This window comes from Acinetobacter sp. FDAARGOS_559 (assembly GCF_003940475.1).
Classification (GTDB): Bacteria; Pseudomonadota; Gammaproteobacteria; order Pseudomonadales; family Moraxellaceae; genus Acinetobacter; species Acinetobacter baumannii.
The window spans coordinates 118,560-131,311 of sequence record NZ_RKJG01000005.1 but is presented as its reverse complement, the minus strand read 5'-3'; the positions used below and the strand labels follow the sequence as shown (position 1 = coordinate 131,311).

The following is a 12,752-nucleotide window of genomic DNA, read 5'->3' as shown; positions in this document are numbered from 1 at the left end:
CTAAGCCTCCAATGTTTTTCGCACAGCTTGCTCAATACGCTCTACACTTGGAATCCATTCTTTTTCTAAAACTGGAGAGAATGGAACAGGCGTATGTGGTGGCGTTACGAGTTCAACGGGTGCTTTCAAATAGTGGAAACCTTTTTGCGCGATCAGTGCAGCCACATCATGACCAAAGCCACAGCGTGCTGCTGATTCATCCACAATAACCACACGCCCAGTCGATGCAACAGACTCTAAAATTCCTTCTTCATCAAGAGGTGAAATTGTTCGAGGGTCGACCACTTCAACTGAAATACCATCTTTTGCAAGTTTGTCTGCCACTTCATTGGCACGGTGTACCATCAAACCTAAAGCAATAATGGTCACGTCTGTCCCTTCACGGGTGTAATTTGCTACACCAAAAGGAATGGTATATGCATCATCTGGAACTTCGCCTTTAATGTCATAAAGCATTTTATGTTCACAGAACACTACAGGGTCATCATCTCTAATAGCCTGAATTAACAGCCCTTTGACATCATATGGGCTAGATGGAACTACAACTTTTAAGCCCGGAACTGCAGCAAATACGTTATATGGTGACTGAGAATGCTGAGCTGCCGCAGAGAAACCTGCGCCAATCATGCCACGTACAACCATGGGTGCTTTTGCTTTTCCGCCAAACATATAACGGAATTTAGCGGCTTGGTTATAGAGCATGTCATGACACACGCCATAGAAATCCATAAACATTAAATCGGCAACAGGACGTAAACCTGTTGCTGCAGCACCCGCAGCCATACCGATAATTGCAGACTCGGTAATTGGCGTATCAATAACACGTTCCGAACCAAATTCTGTCCATAAACCTTTGGTTACGCCCAATACACCACCGAAACCTTCTAATTGGTTTTCTTCAGTGTTTTTACCGCCGTGCCCACCGCGAACATCTTCACCAACAACAAATACGGTTGGATCACGGCGCATTTCTGATCCAATGGCTTCTTTAATTGCATTACGAAAACTTTTATTTGGCATCTTTACTATTCCTTTAGTAAGAGACATAGACGTCAGTAAGGAGTTGTTCTGGTTTCGGATATGCCGCAGCACGGGCTTTAGCAACGGCATCATCAACATTTGCCTTTGAAGCTGCATCAATCTCGTCTAGTTTGGCTTCATCAATTTTGCCTTTGACTTTCTCACGGAAAATTTTCAAAGGATCTTTATTTTCTTTGATGAACTCGACTTCTTCTTTAGAACGAATCAAGCCAGGATCACCTTCGAAGTGGCCATAAAAACGGTTTGTGATGGTTTCAATCACACTTGGACCTTCACCACGGCGCGCGCGTTCAATGGCAGTTTGAGCGGCTTCATAGACGGCAAAGAAGTCTGTACCATCAACTTTAACTGCCGGTAAACCAAAGCCTGCTGCACGACCAGCAATGTCTTTACTTCCTACTGCGTAATCATGACCAGTACCTTCGCCAAAGCCGTTATTTTCAAAAACGAAAATTACTGGAAGTTTAAGAACAACAGCCATGTTCATCGCTTCAAAAGTAAGGCCTTGGTTTGAACCACCATCACCTGTAAAAGACAGTCCGACGCCACCAGTCTTTAAGGTTTTCGCTGTCAACGCTGCACCAATTGCTAAAGGAGGCCCACCACCCACAATCCCGTTGGCACCGAGCATACCTTTATCTAAATCGGCAATATGCATAGAACCGCCTTTTCCACGGCATAGTCCGTCATCTTTACCGAAAATTTCCAGCATCATGGCGTGAATATCACAGCCTTTTGCAATACAGTGTCCATGTCCACGGTGTGTTGAAGTGATATAGTCTTTGTCGGTTAAGTTTTCGCAAATCCCGACTGCTACAGCTTCTTCTCCGCTATATAAGTGAATAAAGCCTGGAATATCACCATTGGTATTTTCTTCATGAAGTCGATCTTCAAATTCACGAATATCACGCATGCGTTTATATGCTGCGAGTAATTGCTCTTCCGTTAATTGCATATCCTTTTCCTTTATTATCTTGATTATTAAAAATCAACCAAGTTTCAGCGAGTTTTATATATTTCGCTATAAATAATAAAGCTCAATTTAATTTAATATGCTATTAGACTAAAAAGTTTAAAATAAGTTTTTTAGCTATTAATTTTTATTTTTCACAAACTTACGCCACAAAAATAAAATTAAAAAATTTTAATTCATTTCATATACTTGTAAAACAAACCTTTAACCAACCTTTATTAATTTATAATATTTGCTGTGCACTATACGCATTAATAAATTCTTTATTTCTTATTTATAGAAATAAGGTTTTTTATTATAACTAGTCTAGTTGCAAATTTATTTAATATAAAATGGAATTTTATATATGGACTTAAAAAGGCAAATAGAGACAGGTATTAAGTTAAGAGGAATAGATAAAGTTTCTCGTATTCCTATTAAAATTTTACCTACCGAAGAACTACCTAAAAAACCTGAATGGATTCGAGCAAAAATAACTGATTTCGAAGAAATTCAACGTATCAAAAATTTATTACGCCAACAAAAGTTACATAGTGTTTGCGAAGAAGCTGCATGTCCAAATCTACCTGAATGTTTTGGTGGTGGTACGGCAACATTTATGATTATGGGAGATATTTGTACAAGACGTTGCCCTTTCTGCGATGTAGCACATGGTCGTCCAATGCCTTTAGATGAAAATGAACCTAAACATCTAGCTGAGACGGTCGCTAACCTAAACTTAAAATATGTAGTCATTACCTCTGTAGACCGTGATGATCTACATGATGGGGGCGCAGCACATTTTGTGAAGTGTATTGAAGAAATCAGAAACCGTTGTCCAGATACGCTAATTGAAATTTTAGTTCCGGACTTTCGTGGCCGTTTAGAAACAGCACTCTCTACATTAAGCTTATCACCACCCGATGTATTTAATCATAATATTGAGACAGTACCGCGTTTATATAAAGCAATGCGTCCCGGTTCTGACTATCAGCATTCATTAAATTTATTAAAACGTTTTAAAAAATACTGTCCTGATATCAAAACTAAATGCGGTCTAATGGTAGGGCTAGGAGAAATTGAAGCTGAGGTTATTGCTCTACTCAACGATTTAAAAGATCATGATGTAGATTTAGTGACTATTGGACAATATTTACAGCCCTCTAAATCACATGCCCCTATTCACCGGTTTGTGAATTTACAAGAATTTGAAAGATACACTCAGCATGGTCAGCGTTTAGGCTTTAAAAATATCTGGAGTGCGCCGATGGTCCGTTCTAGCTATTTTGCCGATCGGCAATATTTCGGAGAACCTGCCCCAAAGCCATTTTCAAGAGAGGATGTTTTGTCATAGGGCGAGGCGAAATAACAAAACTTACCCAATAGGATAATAGTCAAACCGTTTAAAATTATTTAAGGTAAATGAAATAACGAGGAAATAGTCACAATAAGAAAGCTAAACCTGTTGAGCGGCCACGGATACGCCATTTCAACGATAAAGGAACTTCGATATGGATATGTCAAAACAATTATTATTGCCTTCTACAGACAACCTTCCGTCTTTCTTTAGACCGGAAACAATCTCTGAAACCCCTTGTTTAGGAAAAAAGCCGTCACTCGATCTAGATGCGGCTCCTATATTTGATCTAGATCATGAATGGCAACATTCCTTATTTGGTCGTTCAATCCAAGAGTGCCATAGAAATTTGATGCACATTGCTGAAGATGCAGATATGGCAATTGGGGTGACTGACCCTCACGGTACTTTACTCTGGACATGGAGTAGTACACCTATGCGTTCATCTGCTGAACAAGTCCATTTTGTTGAAGGTGGGCAATGGTCAACTCAAGCGGTTGGTCAAAATGCAATTGGTCTTGCCCTAAATACACATTCTGCAAGCTGTGTTTATTCACATGAAAACCAGATGAACAGCGTTAGAGACTGGGTATGTTATGCAGCCCCAATCACTGACGCAAATACAGGCCAGTTTTATGGCATTATGAACTTATCAACTAAATATCAAAAGCATAATTCACTTGGAATTTTAGCTGTTGAACGCTGCGCCGATATTGTAAAACAAGCCATTCAACTTCATCAAAAGAACATTTTATATATTAAGGCGCTAGGCACGCCTAAAGTTCAATACAATCAACATGGCTTGACACTCACGCAGCGCCAAATCGAAATTTTATGTATTCTTGCTTTATGTCCGGAAGGCATAAACTTAGAAGAGCTTCACTATGCCTTATATGGCGATCGACCAGTGAGTACCACTACACTAAAAGCTGAGCTCTCACAGCTTCGAAACCTGATTCCCGATGTGATCGAGTCACGACCATATAGACTTAACTGTGAAATTCAATGTGACTTTCTCATGGCTGAGCAAGCACTAAACTTAGGTTTTACTGCAACCACTTTAACACTGTATAGAGGTAGTTTTTTAGCCAAGTCAGAAAGTCCATTTTTGTGTGCTTGGAGAGATTGCTTTGATGCCCGCTTGAGTCATGTGATTTATCAAATTGATGATGTAGACCAACTATTACGTGTGGTTAGCCGTGTTCCCGACCGTGTTGATGCCGTTGAACGCTTACTTGAGCTTCTGCCTGAAGAAACACCTTATCGGGCAAAGCTCTTAAAATTGCTTGAATAAAATAAAAGGGAGAATATGTAGAATATTCTCCCTTTTTAAGATGAGATCAAGCAGAGGCTTGAAGCTGTACTCTATAGCAATCGTCTAAAGCTAATTCATAATACCGCAGCCCTTCTTCCGCCGCATGAAATGCTTTTTGCTGCCAATCAGGACGTTCATTACACAAACGTTTAATCAGCTCCATGGCTTCATAAGGATGTAAATCATCATAATGAGCATGTGCACGTAACCAGGCTAAAGAACGCTTATCAATGGTAACTTCCGGATGATCCGTATAAGCATGTATGCCTTTATAGACTTGAATAGACCAGTCACCTGTCGCCCATTCAATTGCCAAATTGGTCGCAGCTAAACATTCAGCCAAGTTGCCACGGTGACTCATATTCCAAAGAAAATGATTCACCGCATTCATCGAAGCTGGTGGGCGAACACTATCGAGTTGTTCTACCGTTAATCCAAAACCTCTAGCCCAATCCCGATACCACTGTAAATGGCGCTCTTCGACCTTAATATTTTGAATTAACCAATCTCTTGTTTCAGTAACGCCAGGTTCTGCAAAAGCAGTTGCTTTAGCTAACGCACCAGCCATATATGACGGGAAATGCGCTACTAATGGATAGAAATTAAGTAAAGCATAACGGAAACTTTCTAGGCTCAATCCCCCATTGGCCATTTCAGTAAAAAACGGATGTTTACTCACCCGCTCCTTCACTGGTAAAAGATCCTCCCAAAACCGCTGAGACCATCCATTATGCGGCGTAATTTCTAAACTCATTCCATATTGATTTAGAGCAGTCATTGCTAATTTTCCTATTTATATGACAGCAATCATCTGTACTTCACGGCTATAAGTCTATCCGAAAATGATAAAGATACAATCTTTAATCGACCATTTGTAATTTTTTCTCAAAGGTTTCGAATCTTTAGATAATTGTGACGCCAATCATTGAAATGTCGTGATTTTTATCACAATTAGGGGGTGTAAAAATCATTACTTTTTTAAAAAATCTGTATTATTATTTTAAATAAACCACACATTATATAACCAATACTTTTAGATGGAACTTTAATAAAACTAGTCTCATTTTATGCCAACTTCCAATATAGAGAGCATTAATTATGAAGTTGCAAGGTTCCAATATATTGGGACAGGAACAAATAGATTTATTAACCACACGCGGATTAAATTTCGTATGGTTTCCAAAGCAACTTGAAACGATATATCGTTTTCAATATCAAAATGGTGCAGCCTATGAGTTTCGCTATAGAGCACCTATTATTTTAATATTATATTTATTTTTAAGCTTTGGTATATACCAAGTTTTACCAACCGAACAAGTTTTATCCTGGTTAAGCTATTATTCTTGGGTAGGCATAATTGTTTTAATCGCCTGGATTTTATCATTTATTAAAAAATTAAATCAGTGGTTTGATTATTATGTCGGAATTGGTTCTTCCGCTGCCGTTGCCATAACATTTATTTTAATTAACGTTTTAGAAAATGGCCAAGATAATGTACTTTTTCATGCAGCAATGATGTATGCCATTGTGATTATCTATGGTGCGGTAGGCATGCGTTTTTATACTGCCATTATTGCAGGATGGGTCGGCGGTCTTATTGGTATTTTGGTAAGTACCTATTTGAACGGAGACATAGACTGGACCTTCTTAAACCGTACCTATACGTTTAGTAGTTTCTTAGGCATGACCCTTGCCTATGCTACGGATCGTCAGCACCGTGAAAACTATTTACAAAACTGTATGATTGAGCTCAACCGTATTGAACTCATGCAACAAGCTCAACAACTCTCACTGCTTTCTCAACAAGATGCTTTAACCGGGCTTGCTAACCGACGTTATCTTGATGAAACACTTGATAATGAATGGCGACGCGCATTACGCCATGAGACCCCTCTTACTATTATGATGGTTGATATAGACTTCTTTAAACCATATAACGATAGCTTAGGCCATCTCAAGGGTGATCAGTGTTTAAAAGATATTGCGACTGCAATTTCCTCAATCGCTGCTCGTAGTGGCGATTTGGTTGCCCGTTATGGCGGTGAAGAATTCTTACTTTTGTTCCCGATGACAAATGCACAACAAGCTAAAATTCAGGCCGAAAGATTAATGAATGCAATTAAGAAAATTGCTATTGTTCATCCATGTAGTAGTGTTTCACCATACGTAACTATTAGTGTTGGCGTGGCGACCACAATTCCACGTTTAAATGATTCAATTTCTGCTTTTGTTAGTCGTGCTGATCATGCGCTCTATCAGGCAAAAACAAATGGCCGCAACCAATATCAAATTGCTTTGAATGAAGAACAAATTGTAGATCTAACTTAATGATTTATTTTTAAGGTAATCATGTGATTTCAATAAAAATAGAAAAGCCACATAATTTTGATTATGTGGCTTTTTTAATACGCTGATTAGAACTAACTATGGTTCAATTGGCGCAAATGGAGGAACAACATCCGCGTTTTGAGCACGGTGGCGTAAGAAATGATCCATTAGTACAATTGCCAACATTGCTTCCGCAATTGGAGTTGCTCGAACGCCCACGCACGGGTCATGACGGCCTTTAGTTAACACATCAGTATCTTCACGATTTAAGTTAATCGTTTTACCCGGAGTAGTAATACTTGCTGTTGGTTTTAGTGCAATCGCCACACGAATGGTCTGGCCACTTGAAATACCACCTAAAATACCACCAGCATGATTTGCCAAGAAGCCATGACTAGTCAATTCGTCACGTGTTTCATGTCCGAACTGTCCTGCTACAGCAAAACCATCGCCAATTTCAACACCTTTAACCGCATTAATACTCATCATTGCATGTGCAATATCAGCATCTAAACGATCAAAGACAGGCTCACCCCAACCTACAGGAACTTTTTCGGCTAAAATTTCTAACTTAGCACCGCAACTTGTACCTTGCTCACGTAAAGATGTAACTAATGCTTCAAAACGAGGAACAGCATCTACATCGCCACAGAAAAATGGATTATTTGGAACTTCATTCCAATCCAGTTTTTCAGCAACTTCATTACCAATTTGAGTCACATGACCGCGAATCAAAACACCAAATTTTTCTGCTAGATATTTCTTCGCAATAGCACCCGCTGCAACACGCATAGCAGTTTCACGAGCACTGGAACGGCCACCGCCACGATAGTCGCGAAAACCATATTTTTGCGTATAAGTGTAATCTGCGTGACCCGGTCTAAAAGTTTGTGCAATATTTCCATAATCTTTCGATTTTTGGTCTGTATTGCGAATGAGTAAACCAATTGGCGTACCAGTAGTTTTACCCTCAAACACACCAGAAATGATTTCAACCTGATCAGGCTCTTTACGCTGCGTCGCAAATTTCGAGGTTCCCGGCTTACGGCGATCCAGATCTTTTTGCAAATCTTCTTCGGTTAATGCAAGGCCTGGTGGCACCCCATCAACAATTGCCATTAAACCAACCCCATGCGATTCACCGCATGTAGTCACACGAAAGAGTTGTCCAATACTGTTCCCTGCCATATGTACAACTCCTTAAACTTGTTCTTCAAATAATTTTCTATAACGACGACATTGTTCAGCAGTCAAAGCAAAAATACCTGAACCACCTTTTTGGAAAGTAAGCCAATTGAAATCAACTGTATTAAAGTTTTGGCGCATAGCCCATTCAGAGTTACCGACTTCAATAACTATAAGACCATCTTCCGTTAAGTAATCTGCCGCTTGAGCAAGCATTTTACGAACCAAGTCTAAACCATCCTGACCTGCTGCTAATGCAAGTTCAGGTTCATGTAAAAACTCTTCCGGCAAGTCAGCCATGTCTTCGGCATCAACATACGGAGGGTTACTTACAATTAAATCGTACTGGTTTTCAGCTGGAATTTTTTCAAATAAATCCGACTCAAGTAATGCAACTTGGTATTGTTTATTGTGATGTTCAACGTTAATTGATGCTACTTCTAAAGCTTCTTTAGAGATGTCTGTTGCATCTACTTCTGCATCTGGATAAGCATAAGCTAAAGCTACCGCAATACAGCCAGAACCTGTACACATATCTAAAATACGTTGTGGAGTTTTAGGCTTGGTATTTTCTGGTAAGTTATTAAGCGCTTCACGCATTTGGCCATTTTCATCTAAACAATAGGGCGCAAAACGTTGCTCAATTAACTCTGCAATTGGTGAGCGAGGAATAAGTACGCGCTCATCCACATAAAATGGCTTATTAAAGAAATAAGCTAAATTTAATAAATAAGAAGTCGGAATACGCTCATTAATACGGCGCTCCAACAAGCTTAAGAATTCTGCTTTTTCACTTGGTAAAAGCTTCGCATCTAAAATCTCTGAATCTGCAGACCATTCAAGAGATAAGGTTTGTAAAACTAATGCAGAGCTTTCTGCGAAATAATCTTCAGTACCTTGTCCTAAATGTGCATCATATTGACGTAATGCTGACACCCCAAAACGAATAAAATCTCGAATTGTTGATAAATTTTCAGCAGCTTCCTGTAAATGTTCAGGGCTAATCGTCGGTCGCTCCACTTAGGCGTCTCCAAAGGCAAATTTTGCAAAGTGACTATTCTACTGAGTGAGGTAGTGCAAAGCAACGCTTTGCCTTGTGAACCAGTGTTTTACATATCTATCTTGAACAGTCACGCCTCAAAAACAAAATACTTTGTTTTAATTAAGAAATAATGAACTTTTAAGTAGGGTGAAACTTAGCCTATAAAATAAAAAAACGGCCTTTTAAAATGGGCCGCTCTTTAAGTATATTTAGTTTAAAGCTTAAGTTTTTCTGCCACATAATCAGAATCTTTATCGCCACGACCCGACAGATTCACCACGATCATGGTTTCTTTCGGCAGTTTTGGCGCTTCACGTATTGCCCATGCGACAGCATGTGAGCTTTCAAGCGCAGGAACAATACCTTCAACTCGTGATAAGGTCATAAACGCATCTAAACATTCTTGGTCAGTTGCAGTGCTATATTCCACACGGCCTAAATCTTTTAAGAAACTATGTTGTGGCCCAACACCAGGATAGTCCAATCCTGAAGCGATAGAATGCACAGGTAAAGGTTCACCAGCCTCATTTTCAAGAACATAACATGCCATACCATGAATTTGGCTCGGTTTACCTAATGTTAGGGTTGCCGAATGCATATTTGTATCTAGCCCATGCCCAGCAGGTTCAACTCCTACAAGTTTCACATCTGAATCGTTTAAAAAAGCTGTAAACGCACCGATTGCATTTGAACCGCCACCGACACATGCGACAACATAATCTGGGTTTTTACCAAATCGTTGATGCGTCTGCTCTTTAATTTCCTTACCAATAATTAATTGAAAATCTCGAACCATTTTAGGAAATGGATGTGGACCAACCACAGAACCAATCGCATAAATAAAATTTTTAGGATCTTTTAAATATTCTTCAAACGCGCTATCAACCGCATCTTTTAAGGTTGCTGTACCGCGAGTTACTGACACCAAATGAGCGCCCAAAATTTTCATTTTGACCACATTTGGATGTTCTTTTTCAATATCAACTTGACCCATGTGGATCTCACATGGAATACCCACTAGAGCACAAGCAGTTGCTAAAGCAACCCCATGTTGACCCGCACCAGTCTCGGCGATAACTTTCTTTTTGCCCATATATTTAGCAAGTAGAGCCTCACCTAAACAGTGATTAATTTTATGGGCACCGGTATGATTTAAGTCTTCACGTTTTAAATAAATTTGCGCGCCACCTAACTGTTCTGAAAGGCGTTTTGCATGAAATAAAGGACTTGGACGGCCGACATAATTTGCAAAGAGGTCTGCTAATTCATTTTGAAATTCTGGTGTATGGCGAATTTCTTCATAAGCAATATTAATTTCATCCATTGCTTCTTTTAAATGCGGAGGAATAAACTGACCTCCATACTCACCAAAAAATCCTTGTTCATTTGGTAAAGCAATACCATTAATTTGATGTTGCATATTATCCCTCTTTTTAAATTATTAAAGTTATCAAGTTTATCGAGAAAGGTAACGCGTCAAATCCTCAATGCCTTTTAGAGTCATTGGATACATGTGGTTTTCAAAAATCTCTTTAATCCAACCAATAGTTTGAGTGTAATGCCAATACCCTTCAGTTTCAGGGTTTAACCATGCTGTTTTATCAAAATGTTGACGTAGGCGACGCAACCAAACCTCACCTGTTTCATCATTCATATATTCAACCGAGCCACCTACCGATTTCAGCTCATACGGTGCCATACTGGCATCACCTACGACAATTACACGATAGTCACGTCCGTAAGTATGAAACAAATCCCACGTATTCATGCGGGTCGCTGTTCTTCGGTAATTATCTTTCCAAACATAGTCATAAAGACAGTTATGAAAATAAAAGTATTCAAGCGTTTTAAATTCTGTTTTAGCTGCGCTAAATAACTTTTCACATTGGGCAATGTGTGCATCCATCGAACCGCCTACATCAAACAACATGAGCACTTTGATTCGATTTCGACGCTCTGGCACCATTTGGACGTCAAGAATACCCTGCTTGGCCGTTTCACGGATTGTACCGTCAACGTCTAACTCTTCGGCAGCACCTTGTCTTGCAAATTTACGTAAACGTCGTAAAGCAATTTGCATTTGGCGGGTACCAAGAACTTGGTCATCATCTAGATTTTGGTATTTACGCTGTTCCCAAACTTTAACCGCTGAACGTTTACGGCCCGGCCCACCAATTCTGACGCCTTCCGGATGGTCACCAAAAGCACCAAAAGGTGAAGTTCCACCCGTGCCAACCATACGGTTACCACCTTGATGTTTTTTATGCTGTTCACGTAAACGCTCTTCTAGCATTTTCATCAGTTCTTCTAAAGAACCTGCTTTTTGAAGTTCAGCTCTTTGCTCTGGTGTTAAATGCTTTTCTAGAAGTTCTAAGTCGAACCAGTCTTTTGGAAGTTTATGGACTTGCTTGAGTAACTCATCAATATCAAAGGTTTCTATGCCATCAAAGTAATCTTTCATGGCACGATCGAACTTATCAAAAAAACGTTCATCTTTAACTAAAATGGTTTTAGCAAGTTGATAGAAATCTTCTTGATCGGCAAAAACTAGCCCTTCGCTTACTGCACGATTTAAGTCAATCAGTTCACGAGTCGTGACTGGAACACCATATTTTCGTAAGGTGTAAAATAACCGCACAAACATGGGTTATTCCCTCCTTTAACGTCGCGACATGAAAGCCAAACGTTCAAGCAGTTGCACATCTTGTTCGTTTTTAATGAGTGCGCCATACAAAGGTGGAATAGCTTTTGATGTATCTCGATTACGTAGTACATCTTCAGGCATATCATCTGCCATAAGCAGACTCAACCAATCGATCAGTTCAGATGTAGATGGTGGTTTCTTCAAGTTAGGAATTTCACGGAGCTTGAAGAAAACTTGAAGCGCTTCATTTACCAAAGTTGCAGAGATATTCGGGAAATGTACCGAGATAATTTCGCGCATCGTTGCTTCATCTGGGAACTCAATGTAATGGAAGAAACAGCGACGCAAGAAAGCATCTGGTAATTCTTTTTCATTATTTGAAGTAATAATTACGATTGGACGTTGAGTAGCCGTAATTGTTTCGCCTGTTTCATAAACATAAAAAGACATTTTATCAAGTTCATGTAACAGGTCATTTGGAAATTCAATGTCTGCCTTATCAATTTCATCAATTAAAAGCACACAGCGCTCTTCACTGGTGAAAGCTTCCCACAATTTACCGGGCTTAATATAGTTCTTAATATCGTAAACACGATCATCACCAAGTTGGCTATCACGCAAACGAGACACAGCATCGTATTCATATAAGCCTTGCTGTGCCTTAGTCGTTGACTTGATGTGCCAAGTAATGAGTTTTAAACCAAGACTTTCTGCCACTTGCTCGGCAAGTAAAGTCTTACCTGTACCCGGCTCACCTTTAACCAATAAAGGCTTTTGCAAAGCACGAGCTGCTTTTACAGCAAGTTTAAGACTATCAGTCGCGATATATTGATCTGTACCGGTAAAATGTTGGGTATCAGCAGACATGTAGAGACCTTATTTTTCTAT

11 protein-coding genes are annotated in these 12,752 nt (G+C 39.5%); 3 read left to right on the top strand and 8 right to left on the bottom strand.

Annotation, left to right across the window (positions count from 1 at the left end):
* Together EGS71_RS02090 and EGS71_RS02085 are read right to left on the bottom strand one after the other, a co-directional pair.
* On the bottom strand, positions 1-1,020 hold the full coding sequence (locus tag EGS71_RS02090; protein WP_001133055.1) for an alpha-ketoacid dehydrogenase subunit beta: 1,020 nt from the start codon (positions 1,018-1,020) through the stop codon (positions 1-3).
* A gap of 13 nt (positions 1,021-1,033) precedes the next feature.
* A complete protein-coding gene (locus tag EGS71_RS02085; RefSeq protein WP_001177517.1) occupies positions 1,034-1,996 on the bottom strand; it encodes a thiamine pyrophosphate-dependent dehydrogenase E1 component subunit alpha in 963 nt (320 codons plus the stop codon).
* A gap of 364 nt (positions 1,997-2,360) precedes the next feature.
* Here EGS71_RS02085 and lipA point away from each other — a divergent pair, with 364 nt between their 5' ends.
* The gene (lipA, locus tag EGS71_RS02080; RefSeq protein ID WP_000364554.1) at positions 2,361-3,347 is read left to right on the top strand and encodes a lipoyl synthase; all 987 of its coding nucleotides are present in this window, start codon (positions 2,361-2,363) and stop codon (positions 3,345-3,347) included.
* A 157-nt stretch (positions 3,348-3,504) separates the two neighbouring features.
* The gene (locus EGS71_RS02075; RefSeq protein ID WP_000367581.1) at positions 3,505-4,644 is read left to right on the top strand and encodes a helix-turn-helix domain-containing protein; all 1,140 of its coding nucleotides are present in this window, start codon (positions 3,505-3,507) and stop codon (positions 4,642-4,644) included.
* Between the two features lie 46 nt (positions 4,645-4,690).
* On the opposite strand, the gene EGS71_RS02070 is transcribed toward EGS71_RS02075, so the two are convergent.
* Complete coding sequence (locus EGS71_RS02070; protein WP_000126114.1) at positions 4,691-5,443, bottom strand: TenA family transcriptional regulator; 753 nt, start codon at positions 5,441-5,443, stop codon at positions 4,691-4,693.
* Positions 5,444-5,763: 320 nt separating this feature from the next.
* On the opposite strand from EGS71_RS02070, the gene EGS71_RS02065 reads away from it, so the two are divergent.
* Entirely contained in the window at positions 5,764-6,993 is a 1,230-nt protein-coding gene (locus EGS71_RS02065; protein ID WP_000775755.1) for a GGDEF domain-containing protein, read from the top strand.
* Positions 6,994-7,089: 96 nt separating this feature from the next.
* Here the strand turns inward: EGS71_RS02065 and aroC are convergent, their stop codons facing one another.
* The 5 genes from aroC to EGS71_RS02040 form a co-directional block, all read right to left on the bottom strand.
* The gene (gene aroC / locus EGS71_RS02060; RefSeq protein WP_000918444.1) at positions 7,090-8,181 is read right to left on the bottom strand and encodes a chorismate synthase; all 1,092 of its coding nucleotides are present in this window, start codon (positions 8,179-8,181) and stop codon (positions 7,090-7,092) included.
* Between the two features lie 12 nt (positions 8,182-8,193).
* Positions 8,194-9,198 (bottom strand): 50S ribosomal protein L3 N(5)-glutamine methyltransferase, encoded by a 1,005-nt coding sequence (prmB, locus tag EGS71_RS02055; RefSeq protein WP_000441019.1) that lies wholly within the window; start codon positions 9,196-9,198, stop codon positions 8,194-8,196.
* Between the two features lie 236 nt (positions 9,199-9,434).
* Complete coding sequence (gene trpB / locus EGS71_RS02050; protein ID WP_001164632.1) at positions 9,435-10,640, bottom strand: tryptophan synthase subunit beta; 1,206 nt, start codon at positions 10,638-10,640, stop codon at positions 9,435-9,437.
* 36 nt (positions 10,641-10,676) lie between these two features.
* Positions 10,677-11,864 (bottom strand): vWA domain-containing protein, encoded by a 1,188-nt coding sequence (locus EGS71_RS02045; protein WP_000498051.1) that lies wholly within the window; start codon positions 11,862-11,864, stop codon positions 10,677-10,679.
* Positions 11,865-11,879: 15 nt separating this feature from the next.
* Positions 11,880-12,731, bottom strand: a complete 852-nt coding sequence (locus tag EGS71_RS02040; RefSeq protein ID WP_001271636.1) for an AAA family ATPase — start codon at positions 12,729-12,731, stop codon at positions 11,880-11,882.
* Between the last annotated feature and the right edge of the window lie 21 nt (positions 12,732-12,752).